This is a genomic window from Streptomyces sp. NPDC060000 (genome assembly GCF_042737375.1).
In the GTDB taxonomy this organism is placed as follows: Bacteria; Actinomycetota; Actinomycetes; order Streptomycetales; family Streptomycetaceae; genus Streptomyces.
The window spans coordinates 51,559-74,581 of the sequence record NZ_JBHWUU010000047.1; the positions used below are offsets into that span (position 1 = coordinate 51,559).

At 71.6% G+C, this 23,023-nt stretch carries 22 protein-coding genes; 10 read left to right on the plus strand and 12 right to left on the minus strand.

Annotated features, from left to right (window positions below; genetic code table 11):
• Positions 1-14: 14 nt before the first annotated feature.
• Positions 15-971 carry a hypothetical protein gene (locus tag ACFWBB_RS24140; RefSeq protein WP_385276114.1) on the plus strand — a complete coding sequence of 319 codons (957 nt, stop codon included), beginning with the start codon at positions 15-17 and terminating at the stop codon, positions 969-971.
• A 248-nt stretch (positions 972-1,219) separates the two neighbouring features.
• Here ACFWBB_RS24140 and ACFWBB_RS24145 read toward each other — a convergent pair whose 3' ends face one another.
• Positions 1,220-2,260: an NAD(P)-dependent alcohol dehydrogenase gene (locus ACFWBB_RS24145; RefSeq protein ID WP_385276117.1), complete on the minus strand. Its 1,041-nt coding sequence runs from the start codon at positions 2,258-2,260 to the stop codon at positions 1,220-1,222.
• Between the two features lie 172 nt (positions 2,261-2,432).
• Here ACFWBB_RS24145 and ACFWBB_RS24150 point away from each other — a divergent pair, with 172 nt between their 5' ends.
• Complete coding sequence (locus ACFWBB_RS24150; RefSeq protein ID WP_385276120.1) at positions 2,433-3,338, plus strand: helix-turn-helix domain-containing protein; 906 nt, start codon at positions 2,433-2,435, stop codon at positions 3,336-3,338.
• Positions 3,339-3,413: 75 nt separating this feature from the next.
• On the opposite strand, the gene ACFWBB_RS24155 is transcribed toward ACFWBB_RS24150, so the two are convergent.
• The 5 genes from ACFWBB_RS24155 to ACFWBB_RS24175 all read right to left on the minus strand — a co-directional run bounded on the left by ACFWBB_RS24155 (position 3,414) and on the right by ACFWBB_RS24175 (position 8,667).
• A complete protein-coding gene (locus ACFWBB_RS24155) occupies positions 3,414-4,214 on the minus strand; it encodes a group II truncated hemoglobin (protein WP_385276123.1) in 801 nt (266 codons plus the stop codon).
• 202 nt (positions 4,215-4,416) lie between these two features.
• Positions 4,417-5,103, minus strand: coding sequence for an ABC transporter ATP-binding protein (locus ACFWBB_RS24160; RefSeq protein ID WP_385276126.1), 687 nt, complete (start codon positions 5,101-5,103; stop codon positions 4,417-4,419).
• 47 nt (positions 5,104-5,150) lie between these two features.
• Complete coding sequence (locus ACFWBB_RS24165; RefSeq protein WP_385276129.1) at positions 5,151-6,641, minus strand: ABC transporter permease; 1,491 nt, start codon at positions 6,639-6,641, stop codon at positions 5,151-5,153.
• A gap of 203 nt (positions 6,642-6,844) precedes the next feature.
• Positions 6,845-8,107 carry an Ig-like domain-containing protein gene (locus tag ACFWBB_RS24170; RefSeq protein WP_385276132.1) on the minus strand — a complete coding sequence of 421 codons (1,263 nt, stop codon included), beginning with the start codon at positions 8,105-8,107 and terminating at the stop codon, positions 6,845-6,847.
• A 203-nt stretch (positions 8,108-8,310) separates the two neighbouring features.
• Positions 8,311-8,667 (minus strand): hypothetical protein, encoded by a 357-nt coding sequence (locus tag ACFWBB_RS24175; protein ID WP_385276135.1) that lies wholly within the window; start codon positions 8,665-8,667, stop codon positions 8,311-8,313.
• A gap of 109 nt (positions 8,668-8,776) precedes the next feature.
• On the opposite strand from ACFWBB_RS24175, the gene ACFWBB_RS24180 reads away from it, so the two are divergent.
• Both ACFWBB_RS24180 and ACFWBB_RS24185 read left to right on the plus strand, forming a co-directional pair.
• Positions 8,777-9,145 carry an LAETG motif-containing sortase-dependent surface protein gene (locus ACFWBB_RS24180; RefSeq protein ID WP_385276138.1) on the plus strand — a complete coding sequence of 123 codons (369 nt, stop codon included), beginning with the start codon at positions 8,777-8,779 and terminating at the stop codon, positions 9,143-9,145.
• Between the two features lie 42 nt (positions 9,146-9,187).
• The gene (locus tag ACFWBB_RS24185; protein WP_385276141.1) at positions 9,188-9,976 is read left to right on the plus strand and encodes a hypothetical protein; all 789 of its coding nucleotides are present in this window, start codon (positions 9,188-9,190) and stop codon (positions 9,974-9,976) included.
• 117 nt (positions 9,977-10,093) lie between these two features.
• Here ACFWBB_RS24185 and hutH read toward each other — a convergent pair whose 3' ends face one another.
• The 3 genes from hutH to ACFWBB_RS24200 all read right to left on the minus strand — a co-directional run bounded on the left by hutH (position 10,094) and on the right by ACFWBB_RS24200 (position 13,776).
• On the minus strand, positions 10,094-11,632 hold the full coding sequence (gene hutH / locus ACFWBB_RS24190) for a histidine ammonia-lyase (protein WP_385276179.1): 1,539 nt from the start codon (positions 11,630-11,632) through the stop codon (positions 10,094-10,096).
• Between the two features lie 127 nt (positions 11,633-11,759).
• Entirely contained in the window at positions 11,760-12,902 is a 1,143-nt protein-coding gene (locus tag ACFWBB_RS24195) for a diguanylate cyclase domain-containing protein (protein ID WP_385276144.1), read from the minus strand.
• Positions 12,903-12,972: 70 nt separating this feature from the next.
• Positions 12,973-13,776 carry an enoyl-CoA hydratase/isomerase family protein gene (locus ACFWBB_RS24200; RefSeq protein ID WP_385276182.1) on the minus strand — a complete coding sequence of 268 codons (804 nt, stop codon included), beginning with the start codon at positions 13,774-13,776 and terminating at the stop codon, positions 12,973-12,975.
• 257 nt (positions 13,777-14,033) lie between these two features.
• Here ACFWBB_RS24200 and ACFWBB_RS24205 point away from each other — a divergent pair, with 257 nt between their 5' ends.
• Positions 14,034-14,735: a hypothetical protein gene (locus tag ACFWBB_RS24205; RefSeq protein WP_385276147.1), complete on the plus strand. Its 702-nt coding sequence runs from the start codon at positions 14,034-14,036 to the stop codon at positions 14,733-14,735.
• 27 nt (positions 14,736-14,762) lie between these two features.
• Here the strand turns inward: ACFWBB_RS24205 and ACFWBB_RS24210 are convergent, their stop codons facing one another.
• Positions 14,763-15,914, minus strand: coding sequence for an adenylate/guanylate cyclase domain-containing protein (locus tag ACFWBB_RS24210; protein ID WP_385276150.1), 1,152 nt, complete (start codon positions 15,912-15,914; stop codon positions 14,763-14,765).
• Between the two features lie 115 nt (positions 15,915-16,029).
• Entirely contained in the window at positions 16,030-16,896 is an 867-nt protein-coding gene (locus ACFWBB_RS24215; RefSeq protein WP_385276153.1) for a biotin--[acetyl-CoA-carboxylase] ligase, read from the minus strand.
• A gap of 110 nt (positions 16,897-17,006) precedes the next feature.
• Between ACFWBB_RS24215 and ACFWBB_RS24220 the strand changes: the two genes are divergently transcribed.
• The 4 genes from ACFWBB_RS24220 (at position 17,007) to ACFWBB_RS24235 (ending at position 19,891) form a co-directional block, all read left to right on the plus strand.
• A complete protein-coding gene (locus tag ACFWBB_RS24220) occupies positions 17,007-18,620 on the plus strand; it encodes an acyl-CoA carboxylase subunit beta (RefSeq protein ID WP_385276156.1) in 1,614 nt (537 codons plus the stop codon).
• 9 nt (positions 18,621-18,629) lie between these two features.
• A complete protein-coding gene (locus ACFWBB_RS24225; RefSeq protein ID WP_385276159.1) occupies positions 18,630-18,839 on the plus strand; it encodes an acyl-CoA carboxylase epsilon subunit in 210 nt (69 codons plus the stop codon).
• A 290-nt stretch (positions 18,840-19,129) separates the two neighbouring features.
• Positions 19,130-19,258 carry a morphogenic membrane protein MmpB gene (gene mmpB / locus ACFWBB_RS24230; RefSeq protein WP_328480041.1) on the plus strand — a complete coding sequence of 43 codons (129 nt, stop codon included), beginning with the start codon at positions 19,130-19,132 and terminating at the stop codon, positions 19,256-19,258.
• Positions 19,259-19,285: 27 nt separating this feature from the next.
• The gene (locus tag ACFWBB_RS24235; protein WP_385276164.1) at positions 19,286-19,891 is read left to right on the plus strand and encodes a Maf family protein; all 606 of its coding nucleotides are present in this window, start codon (positions 19,286-19,288) and stop codon (positions 19,889-19,891) included.
• Here ACFWBB_RS24235 and ACFWBB_RS24240 read toward each other — a convergent pair.
• A complete protein-coding gene (locus ACFWBB_RS24240) occupies positions 19,860-20,354 on the minus strand; it encodes a hypothetical protein (RefSeq protein ID WP_385276167.1) in 495 nt (164 codons plus the stop codon). The genes ACFWBB_RS24235 and ACFWBB_RS24240 overlap by 32 nt on opposite strands.
• Before the next feature lie 374 nt (positions 20,355-20,728).
• Here ACFWBB_RS24240 and ACFWBB_RS24245 point away from each other — a divergent pair, with 374 nt between their 5' ends.
• Positions 20,729-22,501 (plus strand): acetyl/propionyl/methylcrotonyl-CoA carboxylase subunit alpha, encoded by a 1,773-nt coding sequence (locus ACFWBB_RS24245; protein WP_385276170.1) that lies wholly within the window; start codon positions 20,729-20,731, stop codon positions 22,499-22,501.
• The last annotated feature ends 522 nt before the right edge of the window (positions 22,502-23,023 follow it).

Sequence of the window (23,023 nt, forward strand, 5' to 3'; positions counted from 1 at the left end):
GCGGTACAAACAGCATGAACGATACGAACGGTACGGAGAGCGGTTGCGATGGCGGTGGCGGCGCCGTGTTCCTGATCGGTGGCGGGTGGGACGAGGCGGTCGCCGACGTCGTCTACGGACCGTTTCTGCGCGCCGCGTCAGCGGCGTCCGCATCGGCAGCGTCGGCGGCGTCCACATCGGCATCCGGAGCCGAGTCCGGCTCCAGGGCCGTGCCCGAGGCGGAGTCCGCCGAGTCCGAGACCGCGTCCGTGTCCGGGACCGAGTCCGGCTCCCCGTCCGGGGTCGGGCCCGGCCTGCGGTCCGGTTCGGTGCCCCGCATCCTCTGTGTGATCGTCGACGAGGGGAACGGAGCCGAGCAGTTCGCGCGTTACGACATCGCGTTGCGAAAGGCAGGGGACTGCACTCCCCTGCCGTTGCTCGTGCCGATCGGGGAGCGGGTGGACGCCGAGGCGGTCCCCGAGGACGTGGACGGGGTGATCGTCTGCGGTGGGCTGACGCCCGCGTATCAGGAGGCGTTCGGCGGGGGGCCTTCCTCCCTGCCCGCTCTGCCCTCCGCGCTCTCCCGTCGCGGCATTCCCTACGCCGGGTTCTCCGCGGGGGCGGCGATCGCGGCGCGGGAGGCGGTGGTCGGGGGGTGGCTGGTCGGCGGGGTCCCCGTATGTCCGCCGGACAGCGCCGAGGACCTCGAGGAGATCGACGTCCGGCCCGGGCTGGGGCTCGTGCCGTTCGGGGTGGACAACCATGCCGCCCAGTGGGGGACGTTGGGGCGGCTGGCCGCGGTCGTGGCGGCCGGACGGCTCGCACACGGGGTGGCCATCGACGAGAACACGCTGGTGGAGGTCGGGGGCGAGGCAGGCGAGGGTCGCGCGCGCGTGGCCGGGCTCGGGCGGGCCCATTCCGTGCGTCCGGCCCCCGGCGGCGGAGTCCTCGTACGGTCCTACGGCGACGACGAGGCGTTCCCGGTCACCTGAACCCTGGTCGGCGCGGACCCGGCCGCCCGCACACTGCTGCCGCCGCTGGAGACCCCGGTCTGCGCGCTGACCGCGCTGGTGGGCAGGCCGTAACTGCTGTGGCTGCTGGGGAGAGACCGACGGGGCCCGGCCCCTGGGCGCCCGCCCGGCCGTTCAGCGACGAGGAAGGGCCCCGGCGGGCTGGAACCCAAGGATTCGCCGGGGCCCCTCTCGTGATCAGCGGGACGCCGGGACCGTCACCAGGTCCGTCAGATCGTGGACGCGTCGATCACGAAGCGGTAGCGGACGTCGCTGGCCAGCACCCGCTCGTACGCCTCGTTTATCTGGTCGGCGCTGATCAGCTCGATCTCGGCGCCGAAGCCGTGCTCGGCGCAGAAGTCCAGCATCTCCTGGGTCTCCTGGATGCCGCCGATGCCGGAGCCGGCGAGGGTCTTGCGGCCGCCGATCACCGAGAACAGGTTGAGCGCGACGGGCTCCTCGGGCGCGCCGACGTTCACGAAGGCGCCGTCCGTCTTCAGGAGGGACAGGTAGGCGTCCAGGTTCAGCGGGGCGGAGACCGTGGAGAGGATGAGGTCGAAGGTTCCGCGCAGCTCCTCGAAGGTCTTCTCGTCGCTGGTGGCGTAGTAGTGGTCGGCGCCCAGCTTCAGGCCGTCGTCCTTCTTGCGCAGCGACTGGGACAGCACGGTCACCTCGGCGCCGAGGGCGTGCGCGATCTTGACGCCCATGTGGCCGAGGCCGCCCATGCCGAGGATCGCGACCTTCTTGCCGGGACCGGCGTTCCAGTGCTTGAGCGGGGAGTACGTGGTGATGCCGGCGCAGAGCAGGGGCGCGGCCTCGTCGAGCTTGAGGCCCTCGGGGATGCGCACGACGTAGTTCTCGTCGACGACGATCTTCTGCGAGTAGCCGCCGTAGGTGGGCTCGCCGTCCTTGCCGACGGCGTTGTACGTGCCGACGCTGCCGCCGGTGCAGTACTGCTCGAGGCCCGCCTCGCAGTTGTCGCACTCGCGGCAGGAGTCGACGAGACAGCCGACGCCCACGCGGTCGCCGACGGCGAACCTGGTGACGCCGGAGCCGACCTCGGAGACGACGCCCGCGATCTCGTGGCCGGGCACCATCGGGAAGATCGCCTCGCCCCAGCCCTCCCTGGCCTGGTGGATGTCCGAGTGACAGATTCCGGCGAACTCGATGTCGATCAGGACGTCGGACTCGCGCACCTGGCGGCGTTCGATCGTCGTGCGCTCCAGCGGAGCCTTGGCGGCGGGCGCTGCGTACGCGGCTACGGTGGTCATGCGGGGGGATCTCCTAGCGAGGGTCGGTGTTCCGGCCTGCCTGTGGGCCGGTACGACGACCAGCCTGCCCCGTCGCACGGGATTCACCCAGGCCACGCTTCGACGTACGTCTGCTGTGCCTACCACTGGCGGGGTCAGGATCCTGTGCGTACGACGGTGAATACTGGACGGCATGGACGAACGCCCCGAACCGCCCGGCGCCTCCCTGGACCGGCGTGCCGAGCTCAGCGAGTTTCTGCGTACCCGGCGGGCCAGGCTGAAGCCGGAGGACGTGGGCCTGCCGGACTTCGGGCGGCACCGCAGGGTGCCGGGGCTGCGGCGCGAGGAGCTGGCTCAGCTGGCCGGTGTGTCCGTGGCGTACTACACGCGCCTGGAGCAGGGCAACGGACGGAACGTGTCGGCGGAGGTGCTGGACTCGATCGCCAGGGCGCTGCGGCTCTCCGACGCCGAGCACGCGCATCTGACCCACCTGGCGAAGCCGAAGCACAAGAAGAAGCAGAACGGGCCGCCCCAGCAGGTCCGGTCCGCGCTGCGGCAGCTGCTGGACACGATGGACTCGGTGCCGGCGTACCTGGTCGGGCGGCGCTCGGAGATCCTGGGCTGGAACCGGATGGCGGCGGCGCTCTTCGGCGACTGGGCGGAGCTGCCGGTGGCGGAGCGCAACTGGGCGCGGCTGGTCTTCCTGCGCCCCGCGTACCGGGACCTCTTCGTGGACTGGGAGCAGAAGGCGATCGACATCGTCTGCGCCCTGCGCATGGACGCGGGCTGCTTTCCCGACGACCCGCGGCTCTCCGCGCTGGTGGGCGAGCTGTCGGTGAAGAGCGAGGACTTCCGGCGGCTGTGGGCGACCCACGACGTCAAGGAGAAGAGCCACGGCGTGAAACTGCTGAGGCATCCACTGGTCGGTGAACTCTCCCTGCGCTTCGAGGGGTTCCGGTTGATCGGCGACTTGGAACAGACGCTGGTGACGTACCACGCGGAGCCGGGGTCGGCCTCGGCGGAGGCGTTGCGGTTGCTGGCGAGCTGGGGCGCGGACGCGACGCGGGCGGGAAACGGCTCACAGACACCGTCCGTCTGAGACCCGCCCCTCCGTCGCTTCGGCGTCCCCTGCGCCGGCGCCCCCGAACCTCCCCAAAGGGCCGGGCTCCGGTGGTCAGCCCCGGTACGGCGGAGCCGCGCCCCAGCCCCACTGCGGCACGGGCTGCTCGGCCGGTGGCTTGGCGTCCGGGCCGGAGAAGTGGACGGCGAGCCGGGTGCCCCACTCCACATAGGCGAGGAACGCCGACCGGAACTCGGCGTCGGCCGGCAGACCCGCCTCGTCGGCGGCGTCCTGGATGAGGTTGACCCAGCGGCGGCGCTGGGGCTCGGTGATGTCCCGCCCGAAGTGCTTGGCCACCATGTGGCTGTGGCCCCCCTGGGTCGCCGAGTAGCTCCCCGGCCCGCCGAAGACCTCCGCGAGCCAGAGCGCGACATGCTCGGCGTGCTCGGGGGCGAGACCGGCGAAGACCGGCGCGAGCAGGTCGTCCTGGAGCACCTTGGTGTAGAAGGCCTCCGTGAGCCGGGCGAAGGCCTCCGCCCCGCCCGCCCACTCGTACAGCGTGGGCACGGCGGAGCCCGCCCCGCGTACCGAGGTGGCCTTGTAGTGCCGCATCTCGTCGATGTCCCCGACGTACGGCCGGATCTCCGCGAGGAAGGCGGGGAACAGGTCGGAGGTGCGGAAGCCCTCGAGGTGGTCTTCGGTCGACGTCCAGGTGATCCGCAGGACGAAGTGGCCGAAGTCCTCCTCGCAGCGGGCGAGTTCGTAGTCGACGCAGTGCGGGGAGGCCGCGAGTTCCCGCGCGGCCCGGGTGTACGCGGCCAGGAACTCCGCGGACCGCTCCTGCGGGATGCGGTACCGGATGTACTCGACCGTGGTGCGGGACGTGGCGGGCGTGGCTGTCTCGGGTGCCGTCATGAGGCCACGCAAGCACGAACGGCCCGCCGGAGGCTCGTCTTCCGGCAGGCGTTCGCTCAGCGCTCAGCGAACCGGCGGCCCGGTCCGCCCGGGGCCGGGCCGCAGCGTGGTCACCGGGCACCCGTCGGGACAGGCAGGACCCGGCTCCACACACGGATGCACCTGGGCACATCCGGACATGCACGGGCACACCCGGGCGCGCTCACTTCGACGCGGCGTTCTCCTTCACCGTGATCCTGCCCTTGCGGATCGTCGCCAGGCGCGGAGCCTTCTTCGCGATCGCCGAGTCGTGGGTGACCATGATGAAGGTCAGCCCGTGCTCCTCCCACATGGTGTACAGCACGTCCATGATCTCGTCGCGCATGCTCTCGTCGAGGTTGCCGGTGGGTTCGTCGGCGAGCAGCACCTTCGGCTGCTTCACCAGTGCGCGGGCTATCGCGACGCGCTGCTGCTGGCCGCCGGACATCTCGGAGGGCAGGTGTCCGAGGCGCTCTCCGAGGCCCACGGACCTCAGCGCCTCGGCGGCCCGTTCGCGCCGCTCCTTGACCTTCACGCCGAGCGGGACGAGGGCGGTCTCGACGTTCTCCTGCGCGTTGAGCGTCGGGATGAGGTTGAAGGACTGGAAGACGAAGCCGATGTTCTCGCTGCGTACCTTCGTCAGCCTGGCCTCGGAGAGCTTGGCCAGGTCGACGCCGTCGAGGACGATCTCGCCCTCGGTGGGCCGGTCGAGCGCGCCGATCATCTGGAGCAGCGTGGACTTGCCGCCGCCGGTGGGGCCCTGGATGACGAGCCGGTCGCCGTCCGGGATGGTCAGATCGACGCCGTCCAGGGCGTGGACCGTGTCCTTGCCCCGGGTGTAGCGCTTGGTGACGCCTCTGAGTTCGTACATGGGGACAACAACTCCTGGGGTGCGTATGAGGGTGGGGGACGGTCCGGCTACTCGACGCGGCGCAGCGCGTCCGCCGGTCGCAGCCGTGAGGCGCGCCAGCCGCCGAACGCTCCCGCGATCAGGCCGCCGGCCACGGCGAGACCCACCGCGATGGCCACCGTCGTGACGCTCACCGGCGCGGTCAGCGCCACGTCGAGGGTCTTGGCCGCCGCCTGGCGGCCGGGGCCGCCGAAGCCTCCGCCACCGCCGGGACCGCCCTGGCCCCCGCCGCCCCCGCCGCCCAGCTGGGCCTGGAGCGTCGGGCTGATCGCGGTCACGAGGTACGCGCCGGCCAGGCCCAGCCCGATGCCGAGCGCACCGCCCAGCAGACCGTTGACCATGGCCTCACCGACGACCTGCCGGGTGACCCGGCCGGACTTCCAGCCCAGCGCCTTCAGCGTGCCGAACTCACGGACGCGGCGGGAGACCGCCGAGGAGGTGAGCAGACCGGCGACCAGGAAGGCGGCGATCAGGACCGCGATGGACAGCCACTTGCCGACGTTGGTGGCGAGCGAGGAGGCCGTGGAGAGGGAGCCGGAGACGGTGTCCGCGAGGTCGGCGGAGGTCGTCACCGTGGTGCCCGAGACGTTCTTCTGGATCGTCGACTTGACGCTGTCGATCTTCTGGGAGTCGGTCGCCTTGACGTAGATCGTCGTGACCTTGTTCTTCGAGTCGCTGAGGGTCTGGGCCTGGGTCAGCGGGATGTAGACGTTGGCGGCGGCGTCACCGCTGTCGGCCGTGGCGATGCCGATCACCGAGAACTTGACGCTGCTGATGGTGAGCGTGGAGCCGACCTTGAGCGACTTCTCCTTGGCGTACGCCGAGTCGAGGACGGCGACCTTGCCGTTGCTCTCGGAGGTCTTGAAGGTACGGCCGCTGGTGAGGGTCGAGGAGGTCAGCGGGCCGAGCGCGGGCTCGGTGACGTCGGTGCCGTAGACGGAGTAGCTGTTGACGTCGAAGTTGGCACCGCCGCCCCGCACTTCGCCCTGCGGCTGGCCGGTGCCGCCGCTGTTGCCGCCGCCGGTGCCACCGGCGCCGCCGCCCTGCTGGCCGCCGCCGCCCGCGTTGCCGTCCTGCTGGAACTGGCCGCGGGTGAACTGGCCGTTGACCTTGAGGACCTGGAGGCTGAGTCCGCCGACCGCGTCGGAGACACCGCCCTGCTTGGCGACCTTGGTGACGGTCGCGGTCGACAGGGTCTGGAAGCCCTGCACCATGACGCGGTCGGTGCTCTGCTCCGCGTCGGAGTCGTTGTCCTGCGCGTCGAACTGGAAGCGCGGCCGGTCCGAGGCGCTCGCGGTGGGCGAGGCGGCCTTGGTGACCGTCATGTCCGTACCGAGGCCGTACAGGGACTGGAGGACCTTGTCCTGGGCCTTCCCCATGCCGGAGGACACGGCGGTGACCACGATGACCAGCGCGATGCCCAGCGCGAGCCCGGAGGCGACGACGAGGGCCGCTTTTCTACGGCGGCGCAGTTCGCGCCTCAGGTAGGTGAAGAACATGGCCGCACGGTAGGTACCGCGCGTGATGATGGGATAAGGCCCAAATAAGAGAACGATGAGAAGGCTGTGATCGGTCTCGGAAACACCGGTGCCGCCCCTGGGGGCGGCACCGGAGAGCTGTGCGGGAACTGTCGGATCGGCCGTCAGGCCGGCATACCGTCAGGCCGATACGCCATCAGTCCGACATACCGTCAGGAACGGCCTCAGACGGCCGAACCCGCCTTCCACTGCGCCCAGTCCATGTTCCAGCCGTTGAGGCCGTTGTCCGGGGCCACGGTCTTGTCACCGGTGTTCTTCACGACCACGACGTCGCCGATGATCGAGTTGGTGTAGAACCAGTAGCCCGCCGTGCCGGTGTCGTTGGCGCCCTTGGTGTCGGACAGGCCCACGCAGCCGTGGCTGGTGTTCACCGAGCCGAAGACGGACTTCGCGCCCCAGTAGTTGCCGTGCACGAAGGTGCCGGAGTTGGTGAGGCGGATGGCGTGCGGCACGTCCTTGATGTCGTACTCGCCCTTGCCGTCGTCATCGGTGAAGCCCACGGTCGCGCCGTTCATGCGCGTCTCCTTGAACTTCTCCGACATCACCATCTGGCCTTCGTACGTGGTGTTGTCGGGCGAACCGGCGGAGATCGGGATGGTCTTGATGACCGCGCCGTTGTGCGTGATCTTCATCTGCTTGGTCTTCGCGTCGACGACGGAGACCTGGTTGCGGCCGATCTTGAAGGTGACGGTCTTCTGCTGGACGCCGAAGACACCGTTGGCGCCCTCCACACCGTCGAGCGCGAGCTTCAGCGTGACGGTGGAGTTCTCCTTCCAGTAGTCCTCGGGGCGGCAGTCCATGCGCTGGGTGGAGAACCAGTGGCAGACGACCTCCTGACCGCTGGTGGAGGTGACCGTGACGCCCTTCTGGACGGCCGCCTTGTTGGTGATCTCCTTGTTGAAGTTGATCGACACGGGCATGCCCACGCCGACGGTCGAGCCGTCGTCCGGCGTGAAGTTGCCTATGAAGCTGTTGTCCGGGGAGACCGTGGTGAACGAGGCGTTCTCGTGCGCCACGAGACCACTCGAGTCCTTCGCCTCGGCCGCCACCTTGTACGTGGTGGAGCGCTCCAGCTGGGCGTCCGGCTTCCAGCTCGTCCTGTCAGCGGAGAGCGCGCCCTTGACGGCGGCGCCCTCGGCGGTGGTCATCGTCACCGCGGTGAGCGTGCCCTTGCTCACCGTGACGGCCGCGGAGTTGTTGATGGAGGCGTTGTCGGACCCGTCCGCGGGTGTGATCTTGATCTGGGCCTCTGAGGACTTCTTGGCCGCCGCCTCGTCGGCCTTGGCCTGCGAGGAGCTGCCTCCGCCGTCGGAGGCGCTGCTGTCGCCGCCGGAACACGCAGAGAGCACCAGAACACCGCCGAGCAGTGCGGACGCCGTCATCAGACCCCGGCGCCGCCTACTGTCCGTCATCACACGCTTCTCCATCGTCGCCGATTGCCAGAACCCAGAGAGTCCCCGTCAGGAACATCAACGCTACGACCGGGTCGTCCCGTTCCACAGTCCCGAAGGTGTGGGGCACGCCACGTTCGCGGCGTGCGGATGGTGCGGGTGTCGGTTCGTGCGTCTGCTGAGACGACGAGACCCCGGTCGGCGGTTGCCGTCCGGGGTACACGAGTTTCCCTGAACGCTCAGCCGATGCGGCTCTCTTCGCCGTCCGCCTCGTCATCCTCGTCGACATCATCCTCGTCGAAGTCCCACTCCGGCGAATCCGGGTCGTGGTCGACCCGCTCGCTGGACCAGGAGGCCTGCTGGAGCTCCACCCCCGGCACCTCACCGACCAGGTCGAACGGGTCGACGAGGTAGGCGAGGGCCTCCGCGGTGTCTTCCGTCACAGCGCCCTCGGTGTGCGCGCGCTCCGCGTCCGGGACCTCCGCGTCGTCGGCGAGCCGCCGCAGCGCCGCCTGTGTGACGGCGTCCTCGTCGTGCACCTCGAGGAGAATCTCCACCCGAAGCCGTACAAAACGTGATGTCTCTTCAGTGCTCATGGCCGGAGCGTACGGCTCACAGCTCCCGTAACTTTCCCGCGACCCGTGACTTTCATTAGCATCGGACCACACGGCCAATTCGCCAGCGCCACAAGGGGATAGATATTCCGTGTCATCCGCTCGACGTTCGTTGCTGACCGCCACCGCCGCGGGGACCCTGCTGGGCGCCCTGTGGTTCGTCCCGTCCGCGAACGCGTCCCAGGACACCCCGGCCAGAACGGGCACGACGACCCAGGTCATGACCCAGACCCGGGTCGCGTCGACGACCACGGCCGACATCCGGGCCGACGGCGCGGCCGGGACGACGGCCGAGTCGATGGCCGAGTCGATGGCCGAGACCACGGCCGACGACGGCACCCGGCTCGCCGACACCGGAAGCTTCGACACGACCCCGTACGTCGTCGGCGGGACCACGCTGCTCGCCGTGGGTGCGGGCTTCGTGGTGTATTCCGTTCGCCGGGAACGTCTGGGTTTTTGAATTAACTTGACTGTCCTTTGACAAGTTCTTCATAGTTCGCTCATGAAGAGATCACCGGGGGCGCGGCTGTGCGCCACTGCCGCGATGGGCGCGCTGTCGCTCTCCCTCCTCACCGCGTGTTCGGACGAGGGATCGAAGGACACCGCCGACTCCAGGGCTTCCTCGCCCTCGTCCGCCGCCTCTTCCTCGTCGGCTCCGGCCGCGAAGCCGCTCACCACCGCCGAGCTGGAGAAGCTGCTGCTCGCACAGGGCGAACTCAAGGGCTACAAGGTCGCCTCGGGTGACGACACCCTGCCGGCCTCCAAGTCCCGGGTGAAGACCGACAAGCCGGCGTGCGACCCGCTCGCCTGGGCCACCGCCGGTCTCGCCCCGGGCGACACGGACGCGAACGCCAGCAACTCCGTCTCGGAGGACAAGGCCTCGGCCGCCACCGCGCAGCCGACGGACCTCGCGGACGCCTTCGACATCGACATGACGTACGTGGGTCTCTCCTCGTACGCGGGTGACGGCGCCGAGAAGGCCATGAAGGCGGTGTCCGACGGCGTGACGGCCTGTGCCGGCGGGTACGGCCTGACGGGCGACGGCGAGACCACCAAGGTCACCAGGACCGCCGCCGAGAAGGGCGCCGCGAAGGGTGACGAGACGGTGGCGTTCGCCTCGGACGTCGACATGGACGGCGAGGGCACGGCGACCTTCCACACCGCGGTCGTGCGCAAGGGCAACACAGTCGCCACGTTCTACACGGTGAACTTCGCCGCGATGGCGAAGGGCGGCGAGATGGGCGGCGTCCCGGCGGCCGTGCTCGACGCGCAGGTCGCCAAACTGAAGTGACCCGCTGACCCGGCGGGCCACCGGCCCGCCGGTCGCTGACCCACGTCGGCCCACCGACCGGTCCGCGCGACGCGTAGGGGCCCTGCCGTCACATCCGTGCGGCGGGGCCCCGTCGCTCTACCGCAGCGGTCCAGTGACCGTCTCCACCGCGGCGACGAGCTTTCCGTCGCGCACGAAGGCGTCCGCCGCCGCGAGGTCGGGCGCGAGGAAGCGGTCCGGGCCGGGACCCCGCACGCCCGCCCTGCGCACGGCCTCGATGACCGCCCGGCTCGCCGGCGCCGGGGTCAGCCCCTCGCGCAGTTCCACACCGCGCGTGGCGGCGTACAGCTCGACGGCGATCACGCGCGTGAGGTTGTCGGCGGCGGTGCGCAGCTTGCGGGCCGCGGACCAGCCCATCGACACATGATCCTCCTGCATCGCGGAGGACGGGATCGAGTCGGCCGACGCCGGCACGGCCAGCCGCTTCAGCTCGCTGACCAGGGCGGCCTGCGTGTACTGGGCGATCATCAGCCCGGAGTCGACGCCGGCGTCGTCCGCGAGGAACGGCGGGAGGCCGTGGCTGCGGTTCTTGTCCAGCAGCCGGTCGGTGCGCCGCTCTGCGATGGAGGCGAGGTCGGCGACGGCGATGGCGAGGAAGTCCAGGACGTAGGCGACCGGCGCCCCGTGGAAGTTGCCGTTGGACTCCACCCGCCCGTCCGGCAGCACCACCGGGTTGTCGACGGCGGAGGCCAGCTCGCGCTCGGCGACGAGCCGGGCGTGCGCCATGGTGTCGCGGCCGGCGCCGGCGACCTGCGGGGCGCAGCGCACCGAGTAGGCGTCCTGGACCCGGGGCGCGTCGTCCTGGTGGTGGCCGGTGAGTTCCGAACCCGCCAGCACGGCCAGCATGTTGGCGGCCGAGGCGCCCTGCCCCGGGTGCGGGCGGATGGCGTGCAGCTCGGGGGCGAGGACCCGGTCGGTGCCGAGCAGCGCCTCGAGGCTGAGCGCGGCCGTGACGTCGGCGGACTTGTAGAGCATGTCCAGGTCGGCGAGGGCCATGACCAGCATGCCGAGCATGCCGTCGGTGCCGTTGAGGAGCGCGAGACCCTCCTTCTCGCGCAGCTCGACCGGGGTGATGCCGTGCTCGGCGAGCAGCGCGCCGGCGGGCCCGACGGCGCCGTCCGGGCCCTCCGCGTCGCCCTCGCCCATGAGCGTGAGGGCGCAGTGCGAGAGCGGGGCCAGGTCGCCGGAGCAGCCCAGCGAGCCGTACTCGTGGACGACCGGGGTGATGCCGGCGTTCAGGATGTCGGCCATGGTCTGCGCGACCTCGGGCCGGACGCCGGTGTGTCCGGAGCAGACGGTCTTCAGCCGCAGGAACATCAGCGCCCGGACGACCTCGCGCTCGACCCGCGGGCCCATGCCGGCGGCGTGCGAGCGGACGATGTTGCGCTGGAGCTGGGCACGCAGCTCCGGGCTGATGTGCCGGGTGGCGAGGGCGCCGAAACCGGTGGAGACGCCGTAGACGGGCTCGGGCTTCGCCGCCAGCGCGTCCACGATCCCGCGGGCCGCGGCGAGGGCCGCCACCGCCTCCGCGGAGAGCTCGATCCGGGCGCCGTCGCGCGCCACGGCAAGCACGTCGGACGCGGTCACGCCGGACGTCCCCACCACCACAGTGTGCATATCCATATTCAGGAGCGTACGCAGTGAAGACCAGGATGTCACCAGTGGGTACCGGGTTCACCCCTTACCGAATAGGTCACACTCCCGAAGGCCGCCCTCGGCGACGACCCCCTCATACCCCGCCCCCTCAGCCCCGCCCCCTGAACCGCCGCCGCTCGGCGGTCCGCTCGTGGGGCGGCTCGTCGGCGAGGCGCACGACGGGATCGTCGGGGCCCGCCCGGCCGGCGACCACCGGCCGGGCGGCCCGTACGGCCTTGGCCCGGTACTGGGCGGCGTCGGCCAGCCGGAACAGCCGGCGGGCGGAGGTCACGGGCCCGATGGGGTCCTGGGTGGAGGCGACCCCGCAGGCCACACCCTCGCCCAGCTCCAGGTCACCGGCCCGGCGGCAGAGCTCGCCGGCGACCTTGACGACGTCGTCGGCGGGCGGTCCGACGGCCAGCAGACAGAACTCGTCACCGCCGAGCCGGGCGGCCAGCGCCCCGGGCAGCATGGCCCCGCACAGCGACAGCACCGACCCGAACCGCTCCAGCAGCCGGTCGCCGACGGCGTGCCCGCAGGTGTCGTTGACCCGCTTCAGCCCGTTGAGGTCGCACACCACGAGGCTGACGACGGTCCCCTCCACGCGATGCCGCTCCACCGCCTCCTCCAGCCGTACGTCCACGGCCCGCCGGTTGGCCAGACCGGTGAGGGCGTCGGTGAAGGCGAGGCGGCGGGCCTCCTCCAACCGCTCGGTCTGGGCGAGCCCGGCGGCGACGACGGCGGCGAGGACGGTGGCGAAGTCGGCGTCGGCACGGTCGAAGACGGGCCTGCCGGCGGACCGGGCGACGTACAGCTCGCCCCAGGCACGGCCGTGCAGCACGATCGGCGCGACCACACAGGAACCGCGGCCCCGGCGACGCAGCGCGGCGACCCGCTGATGGCAGTAGCCGGGGCGGCCGGCGGCCGGGCCCTGGGCCGTCTCCACCCAGGCGTTGGGCTCACCGCCGGCCACCCAGCGCTCGTGCAGGAACTCGGTGATCTCGGGGAACCGGTGCACCGGATAGGCCTCGGCCTCGGGAAACTCGTCCTCGTCGGCGGCCCGGTCCCCCACGTTCGCCAGGACCCGCAGCCGCCCGAGGTCCCGCTCCCACACCGAGAGCGCCGCGAAACCTCCGGACAGCGCCCGGCAGGCCCCGAGGGCCGCGGCGCGCCACGACTCACGGGGGGTGTGCGCGGCCGCCATCCCCTGCGCGAGCGCCACCACGGCCACCAGGCGTCTGTCCTCACCCATCTCCCCAGGCTAGGGACATTCAGCCCGAAAGGGGACACCGGAGGGCCACCGCGAGTGACGAGCTCTCTCCTCACTCACCTGGCCACTGCGGCTTGCGCTTCTCGTTGAAGGCCGCCACCCCCTCCGCCCGATCCCCGGAGAAGGCCACCGACCGCCAGGCCGCGTCCTCGACCTCGAGCCCGGCCCGCAGGTCCAGCCCCTGCCCCAGGCGCAGCGCCCGCTTCGCCGCCCGCAGCCCCACCGGTGAGTTGCCGCCGATCCGCCCGGCCAGCGCCAGCGCCTCCTCCCGGTCCCGCCCGTCCTCCACCAGGACGTCCACCAGACCCAGTTCCCGCGCCTCGGCCGCCTCCACCCGGCGCGCCGTGAAGACCAGCTCGGCCGCCCGGGCCGCCCCGACCCGGCGCGGCAGCAGCTGGGTGCCGCCACCGCCGGGGATCACGCCCACCGACACCTCCGGCAGCCCGACCACGGCCGTGGGGTCGGCCACGATCACATCGCACGCCAGCGCCAGTTCGAAGCCACCGCCCAGCGCGAAGCCGTGCACCGCCGCGACCGTGGGCATCGGCAGTTCCAGCACCCCGGTGTACGCACCGCGCGTGAGCGGCCGCTGCCGCAGCAGTTCGGCGTCACTGAGGGAGTTCCGCTCCTTGAGGTCGGCGCCGACGCAGAACGCCCGCTCGTGCGTCGAGGTCAGCACGACCACCCGTACGTCCCGGTCCCCGCCCAGTGCGGCGCACGCCCCGGCGATCGCCCGGGCCATGTCGGTGGAGACGGCGTTCATGGCCTTCGGCCGGTCGAGGACCAGTTCGGCGACGTGCCCGCCCTCACCGTGCCGCCGTACGAGGACGAACTCCCCGAACCGCTCCTCACCCATGACACCGCTCCCGACACCGCTCACGACACCCTCCGGTTAACGCGGGTTAACAACGCTCGGCCGATCATCTCAGTCGGCGCCCGGAGACGGAAGAGCGGACCCGGTTCCCCGCGGCCACGTGATCCAGCCCCGTGACGCAGTCCCGCCAACCCGTTCGGGTGACATGCCGCCCAACTCCCCCCGCACCGCCCATGGGAGCGCATATCGTGCGTCCGCCCCGGCGCGTCGGGGGCGCGACCGCATCGGGGAGGAACGCGATGACGAGCACGCCGGTGAGCACGTGGACCGGGCCGTACGAGACGGCAGTTCTGGACGGGACGGCTGCCGAGGAGACCGGCGGGCTGTGGGCGCCGCGCCCGCGTGGCCGGCACCGCCGCCCACGCCCCCGCAAGGTGCTGTTCGCCGCGGGCGGCCTCGCGCTGGCCGCCGGGGTGCTGAGCCTCGTCCGGCTGACCCCCGACCCGGGCGGCGCCAGTGGTCTCGGCACCGCGGAGGCCGAGCCCCAGCCCGAACCCGTCGCGAGCACGGAGACCGACACCGGTGCCGACAGCGGTGCCGACGCCGCTTCCGACGCCGGCCGCTCGGCCGGACCGGCCGGACGCGGCTCAACCGCCGTGCCCAGCCCCACCGCTCCCAGCGCGATGGGCGGAGCGAGTCCCGCCCCGGCAGCACCCGAGTCCGGCCTGGTCCCGGGCGTCCCCGGCGCACCGACGTCCGTCGCCCTCACGCCGGGGGCCACCTACACCCCGGCCGTGCCCACACCCCGGGCCCCGGCGCCCTCGGCGACCGCCGCCCCGCGGCCCACGCCGCCCCCGGCACCCGCACCCGCCCCGACGCCGGCCGCACCCGCGCCCACGCCCACGCCGGAGAAGCCCACCGACCCGCGCCGGCCGGGCGTCTGCGTCCCCGTCATCGGCCTCTGTGTGGACCCGCTGGGTGCCGCCGTACCGAAGCTCTAGCCGTCGACGCAGTGCCGTCGGGGCGGCCTAACCGTCGACGCCGTTGCGGCGCGTCAGCAACCAGGGTTCGACCACGCCGAGACCGCGCACCGGGCGCTGCCACATGGGCTGGAGCGCGAAGCGGTACTTCGACGGCTCCTCGCCCTCCTTCTCCGCGGCGGCGGCCTCCTCCGCCGCCTCCGCCTCCGAGGCCGGGGCGTCGCCGGTGCGGATGAGCTCCTCGGCGAAGGCGCTGTCGACGAGGACGGCGTCCCTGGGAGCTATCGACGTCAGCCGCGAGGCCAGGTTGACCGTCGTACCGAAGACATCGCCCATCCGGGTGGTGACCGTGCCGAACGCCATGCCGACGCGCAGTTCGGGCATCGTCTCGTCGTTGCTCATCGTCTCGACGAGGAGCAGCGCGATGTCGGCGGCGATGCCCGCGTCGTCGGCCGCGTACAGCACCTCGTCACCGAGCGTCTTGATCAGGCGTCCGCCCCGGGCGGCGACCAGGTCGGCGGCGGTCGTCTCGAAGGCCTCGACGAGTTCGCCGAGTTCCTCCTCCTCCATCCGCCGGGTCAGCCGCGTGAAGCCGACGAGGTCCGCGAAGGCGACGGCCAGCCGCCGGTCGACCATCTCCTCGTCGTCGGCGGCCTGGACGACCCGGCCCGCCGAGGCGGCGAGTTGCCGGCGCCAGACGTAGACGAGGAACTCCTCCAACTCGGGCAGCAGCAGCTCGACGATGGGATAGGTGACCTCGGTACGGGTCATCCCCGGCTCGGGCGGCTCGGTGAGGCCCTCCAGGAAGGAGTCGATCTGCCATTCCGCCAGCCGGGCGGTGGTCTGCCCGGTGGACCGCGCCACCTGCACCGCCATCGCCTCGCTCAGCAGCCCCGCCTCCACAAGGCCCGCCAGGCGCCGCAGGGCGAGGACGTCGGCCTCGGTGAGCGCCCTGGCCTGCCCGATGTCGGCGAAGCCCATGGCCCGCCAGAAACGCGAGGCCAGCTCCATGGAGACACCCGCGCTGCGGGCGGCCTGGAACGGGGTGTAGCGCCGCTCCGCGCCGAGGATGAGCTGTTCGAGGCGCAGCGCGAGAGGATGCGGGTCCTCACCGGGGTCGCCCGGCTCGCCGGATTCGGCGGCCGGCAGGTTTCGCCGGCCGTCCGCGTCCGCGCCGGAGCCCGTGTCGTCGACGGTCACGCCTGCTGCCCTTCCGATCTTCCGCGGTCAGGTATCGACCGGCCTCAACTCTACGGCAGGTGTGCGCCAGCTCACTCCGTTCCGTCCAGCCGGGATACGAGGCCCGGCGTTCACGTCACGCCGGCCTCAGGTGCACGATGTCTCCCGCCCCCACCGGCTCCTGTACCCCTTCCTCCGTGGCGATCACAAGCCGTCCGTCCCCGTCGACCGCGACCGCCTCGCCGACGATCGACCGGTCCCCCGGCAGTTCGGCCCGCACCGTACGTCCCAGCGTCGCGCACCCGGCCGCGTACGTCTCCTGGAGACCGCTCGCCGCGGGGTCGCCGCCGGCCTCCCGCCAGCGCCCGTACCACTCCTCCAGCGAGCGCAGAACGCCCCGCAGCAGCGTGTCCCGGTCCGTGCTCAGCGCGCCGGCCAGGGCCAGCGACCCGGCCAGCGGCACCGGAAGCTCCTCGGCCCGCAGGGTGACGTTGAGGCCCACCCCGACGACCACCGCCTCCTGCCCGGCCCGCTCCGCGAGGATGCCGCCCGCCTTGCGTTCCTCACCCCCGACGGTCACCAGGAGGTCGTTGGGCCACTTGAGTGCCGTGTCGACGCCCGCCGCCCGGGACAGACCCGTGGCCACGGCGACCCCGGTGAGCAGCGGCAGCCAGCCCCAGCGGGCCACCGGCACCTCGCTCGGAGTGAGCAGCACGGAGAAGAACAGCCCGGAGCGCGGGGGCGCCGTCCACCGGCGGTCCAGCCGGCCGCGCCCCGATGTCTGCTCCTCGGCGACGAGGACCGCGCCCTCGGCCGCCTTGCCCGCGCTCGCCGCCGCCACCAGGTCGGAGTTGGTGGAACCGGTGCTCTGCACCACCTCCACCCCGGACCACAGCCCGCCCTCCCGTACCAGCGCCCGGCGCAGCGCAGGGGCGTTGAGGGGCGGACGGTCCAGATCGGACCACCGGCCGCCGCCGGCGTCTGCTGCATCTCGCGGTGTCATGCAAGCCACCCTAGGTGTGTCGAATGCCGCACTGCCGATCCCCAGGGCCACCACTACGCTACGGATGAGTAACCGTCCCCCCTTTTGAGCAGGCAGGGAGCCGTATCCCGATGTCCGAGCCGGAAGAGCGCCACGAGATCCCAGGGATCGACATCCACACCACCGCGGGCAAGCTCGCGGATCTCCAGCGGCGCGTCCAGGAAGCGACGCACGCCGGTTCGGAACGTGCCGTCGAGAAGCAGCACGCCAAGGGCAAGCTGACGGCCCGTGAGCGGATCGAGCTGCTCCTCGACGAAGGCTCCTTCGTCGAGTTGGACGAGTTCGCCCGGCACCGTTCCACCAACTTCGGCCTGGACAAGAACCGCCCGTACGGAGACGGCGTCGTCACCGGTTACGGCACGGTCGACGGCCGTCCGGTCGCCGTCTTCTCCCAGGACTTCACCGTCTTCGGCGGTGCCCTCGGAGAGGTCTACGGCCAGAAGATCGTCAAGGTCATGGACTTCGCGCTGAAGACCGGCTGCCCGGTCATCGGCATCAACGACTCCGGCGGCGCCCGCATCCAGGAGGGCGTGGCCTCACTGGGCGCGTACGGCGAGATCTTCCGCCGCAACACGCACGCGTCCGGTGTGATCCCGCAGATCAGCCTGGTCGTCGGCCCGTGCGCGGGCGGCGCGGTGTACTCGCCCGCGATCACCGACTTCACGGTCATGGTCGACCAGACCTCGCACATGTTCATCACCGGTCCGGACGTCATCAAGACGGTCACCGGCGAGGACGTCGGCTTCGAGGAGCTGGGCGGCGCGCGCACCCACAACTCGGTGTCGGGCGTGGCGCACCACATGGCCGGCGACGAGAAGGACGCCATCGAGTACGTCAAGCAGCTGCTGTCGTACCTGCCGTCCAACAACCTCAGCGAGGCCCCGGTGTTCCCGGAGGAGGCGGACCTGTCCGTCACCGACGAGGACCTGGAGCTGGACACGATCGTGCCGGACAGCGCGAACCAGCCGTACGACATGCACACGGTGATCGAACACGTCCTGGACGACGCCGAGTTCTTCGAGACGCAGGCACTGTTCGCGCCGAACATCCTCACCGGCTACGGCCGGGTCGAGGGCCACCCGGTCGGCATCGTCGCCAACCAGCCGATGCAGTTCGCGGGCTGTCTGGACATCACGGCCTCCGAGAAGGCGGCCCGCTTCGTCCGCACCTGCGACGCCTTCAACATCCCGGTCCTCACCTTCGTGGACGTGCCCGGCTTCCTGCCCGGCGTCGACCAGGAGCACGACGGCATCATCCGCCGCGGCGCCAAGCTGATCTACGCCTACGCGGAGGCGACGGTCCCGCTGATCACCGTCATCACCCGCAAGGCCTTCGGCGGCGCCTACGACGTCATGGGCTCCAAGCACCTGGGCGCGGACATCAACCTGGCCTGGCCGACCGCCCAGATCGCCGTGATGGGCGCCCAGGGCGCGGTCAACATCCTGCACCGCCGCACGATCGCGGAGGCGGCGGCGAGCGGTGAGGATCCCGAGGCGGTGCGCGCCCGGCTGATCCGGGAGTACGAGGACGCGCTCCTCAACCCCTACGTCGCGGCCGAGCGCGGCTACGTCGACTCGGTGATCATGCCGTCCGAAACCCGTCGGCACATCGTGCGCGGCCTGCGTCAACTGCGCACCAAGCGGGCATCCCTCCCCCCGAAGAAGCACGGCAACATCCCCCTCTAAGGAGCCGCTGTGACGATCAAGGTCGTACGGGGCAACCCGACCCCCGAGGAGCTCGCCGCCGCCCTGGCGGTGGTCCGGGCCCGCGCCGCGGCGGCAGCAGCCACACCGTCCGGCGCGGAAACCCCGAGGGACGCGTGGTCCGACCCGTCCCGCATCGCGGCCCAACGGCTCCCCCACCCGGGCCAGACATCCTGGACCCGCACCTACTGGCCGAGCTGAGGGAGCGCGGGGACCCGCAGGTACTGGCCGGCCGAGGGGGGGCGCGGGGACCCGCACGTGCTCCCCTGCCCGGGCAGCCGACCCGCCTCTTCCGGGGCGCGGGAACCCGCACGCACCCGCCCGAAGCAGGGCGGCCGACCCGCTTTCTTGGGGGCGCGGGGAACTGCGCGACAAGCCCCCACCAGGCCCGCAGTCGAAGAACAACCGAACATCCGGTGAACGACTGCGGGCCCGCAACTTGAGTACAGGTACTCAGGCGCGCGCCCCCTGCCGAGCCCCACGCTGGTGGCATGCTGTGGTCCGACCCCGAGAACGAACCCCCCGAGGAACTCCGCGAGATGCAGGAGACCCTGCGGAGACTCGGCCTCTTCCTCGCGTTGGCCATGGTGATAGCGATGATCGTGCTGGGGATCAGGTAGACCGCGCCACGCCGCTAGGCTGACCACATGCGCCGACTCGTCCTCGCCTCCCAGTCCCCCGCCCGGCTGAACCTGCTGCGCCAGGCGGGCCTGACCCCCGAGGTCATCGTCAGCGGTGTGGACGAGGACGCCGTGACCGCCCCCACCCCGGCCGAGCTGGCCCTCGCCCTCGCCGAGGCGAAGGCCTCCGTCGTGGCCGCGCGGCCCGAGGTCAAGGGCGCCCTGGTGATCGGCTGCGACTCGGTGCTCGACCTGGACGGCGAGGCCCTGGGCAAGCCCGCGGACGCCGTGGAGGCACTGGCGCGCTGGAAGGCGATGCGCGGCCGGGCCGGGACGCTCCAGACCGGCCACTGCGTCTACGACACCGTCAGCGGGCGCTACACCTCCGCGACCGCCTCCACCGTCGTCCGCTTCGGCGAGCCGACGGACGAGGAGATCGCGGCGTACGTCGCCTCGGGCGAACCGCTCCACGTCGCCGGGGCGTTCACCCTCGACGGCCGCTCGGCCCCGTTCATCGACGGAATCGACGGCGACCACGGCAACGTCATCGGCATCAGCCTGCCCCTGGTGCGGCGGCTGCTGGCGCAACTGGGCGTGGGTATCACGGAGTTGTGGGCGCCGTCGGAGGCGTGACCGGCGCCGGCGTGACCGGAGGGCCGCCCCTGTCGCCCTTGCTGCCCTCCGACTGCCGGGCGGCGGGCCGCTCCTGGGCGTCGTACGTCATCAGGAGCAGCACGATCAGGGCGAGCACGACCACCATGAACAGGAACTGCGGCCAGCTCAGCAGGCCCCACGCGAAGGCGCCCAGCAGGCCGTGCACGACGGCGGCGCTGATCAGCAGCACCCGGCCGAGCCCGGCGGGCGCGCGGTCGCGCAGGGCCACCAGCAGGGCCACCAGGCCGCACAGGGCGAAGTAGAGGCCGAAGAGGATCCCGCCGATCTTCGAGGACGTCGACATGACGTCCGGGTCCAGGCCCGCGAGGGACATGTTCTGCCGGTCCACCACGACGCCCATGAACCAGTTCAGCGCGGCGACGCCGAGCGCCTCCGCGAAGAGCACGACCGCCACGATCCACGCCACCGGTCTGCGCACCACCGGTCCCCACCCACTTTCGACCCCGACCCGAGCAAGCGTGTTGTCGCCTCACGTACGTTCGAGACACCCTGAACGCTACTAACGGGTAAACGGTGGGACAAGGGTTCTGCGTGCGGCAAAGAATCATTGGGCCATTCGTAGGGACTCCACAAAGAAACGGAGTGTGCCGCAGCACGCCTTCACAGAGACCTTGACCACACCAGAGGGCTAGGGTTTGCCGGAGGAGTGCTGCGTACGGCGGTACTACAAGGGATTTCGCGGTCGAGTGAGCCTGGCATCACGCTCCGTGTGGGCAAGCTCACCTTTGGGGACGGGTCGTACAGCCGTGTCGGCAGTCCCTAAACTCGGCTTGTTTCAAGGAGGGAGCCTCAATCGTGCGCAAGGTGCTCATCGCCAACCGTGGCGAAATCGCAGTCCGCGTGGCCCGGGCGTGCCGGGATGCCGGTATCGCGAGCGTGGCCGTATATGCCGACCCGGACCGGGACGCTCTGCATGTCCGCGCAGCGGATGAGGCGTTCGCCCTGGGCGGTGACACTCCTGCGACCAGCTATCTCGACATCGAGAAGGTGCTGAACGCGGCGCGGGAGTCCGAAGCCGACGCCGTTCATCCCGGCTACGGCTTCCTCTCGGAGAACGCCGACTTCGCGCAGGCGGTCCTGGACGCGGGCCTGATCTGGATCGGCCCGCCCCCGCAGGCCATCCGCGACCTCGGCGACAAGGTCGCCGCCCGGCACATCGCCCAGCGGGCCGGCGCGCCCCTGGTCGCCGGCACGCCCGACCCGGTCTCCGGCGCCGACGAGGTCGTCGCCTTCGCCGAGGAGCACGGCCTGCCGATCGCGATCAAGGCCGCCTTCGGTGGCGGCGGCCGCGGTCTGAAGGTCGCCCGCACCCTCGAGGAGGTCCCCGAGCTGTACGACTCGGCCGTCCGTGAGGCGGTCGCCGCCTTCGGCCGGGGCGAGTGCTTCGTCGAGCGCTACCTGGACAAGCCGCGGCACGTGGAGACCCAGTGCCTGGCCGACAGCCACGGCAACGTGGTCGTGGTGTCGACCCGTGACTGCTCCCTCCAGCGCCGCCACCAGAAGCTGGTCGAGGAGGCTCCGGCGCCGTTCCTCTCCGAGGCGCAGGTCGCCGAGCTGTACGCGTCCTCGAAGGCGATCCTGAAGGAGGCCGGCTACGTCGGCGCGGGCACCGTCGAGTTCCTCGTCGGTGTCGACGGCACGATCTCCTTCCTGGAGGTCAACACCCGTCTCCAGGTCGAGCACCCGGTGACCGAGGAGGTCGCCGGCATCGACCTGGTGCGCGAGATGTTCCGCATCGCCGACGGCGAGGAGCTCGGCTACGGCGACCCGGAGCTGCGCGGTCACTCGTTCGAGTTCCGTATCAACGGCGAGGACCCGGGCCGGGGCTTCCTGCCGGCCCCCGGCACGGTCACCACGTTCGACGCGCCGTCCGGCCCGGGCGTACGCCTGGACGCCGGCGTCGAGTCCGGCTCGGTCATCGGCCCGGCGTGGGACTCGCTCCTCGCCAAGCTGATCATCACCGGCGCCACCCGTGAGCAGGCGCTCCAGCGGGCGGCCCGCGCGCTGGAGGAGTTCCAGGTCGAGGGCATGGCCACGGCCATCCCGTTCCACCGCGCGGTGGTCAGGGACCCGGCGTTCGCCCCGGAGCTCACCGGCTCCGACGCCCCCTTCACGGTCCACACCCGCTGGATCGAGACCGAGTTCGTCAACGAGATCCCGGCCTTCTCCGCTCCGGCCGACACGGACGCCGAGGACGACACCGACCGCGAGACGATCGTCGTCGAGGTCGGCGGCAAGCGGCTGGAGGTCTCCCTCCCGTCCTCGCTCGGCATGAGCCTGGCCCGCACGGGCCTCGCGGCGGGCGCCAAGCCCAAGCGCCGCGCGGCCAAGAAGTCCGGTCCCATGGCCTCCGGCGACACCCTCGCCTCCCCGATGCAGGGCACCATCGTCAAGGTGGCCGTCGAGGAGGGCCAGGAGGTCAAGGAGGGCGACCTGATCGTCGTCCTCGAAGCGATGAAGATGGAGCAGCCGCTGAACGCGCACCGCTCCGGCACCATCAAGGGCCTGGCCGCGGAGGTCGGCGCGTCCATCACCTCGGGCGCCGCGATCTGCGAGATCAAGGACTGACCCCAGGGATCACCCGTGTCGAGGCGCCCGCTCCCCGGGCGCCTCGCCGCGTTTCACAACCCTGCCGATCCATCCGGACCCTCGGGCCCGCGTTTCAGACCCCACCGATCCATCCGGCCCCTCGGGCCCGCGTCCCCGAACCCGACCGCCCCATCCAGACTTCCGGCCAGCGGGGTCCTCCGGCCTACCGAGGCCGTCCAGGCCCTCCGCCCCATCCGGGCCCTCCGCCCCATCCGGGCCCTCCGGCCTGCGGGGTCCTCCGGCCTACCGAGGTCATCCAGGCCCTCCGCCCCATCCAGACTTCCGGCCAGCGGGGTCCTCCGGCCTACCGAGGCCATCCAGGCCCTCCGCCTCATCCGGGCCCTCCGCCCCGTCCAGGCCCTCCGGCCTGCGGGGCCCTCCGGCCTACCGGGGCCATCCGACCCGCCCCGACCATCCAGCCCGTCCGGCGATTGAGGACGAGGCCCGTTCAGGGCCGAACGGGGGTCTGGGGGCGGAGCCCCCAGGTCACCCCGGGGCGGA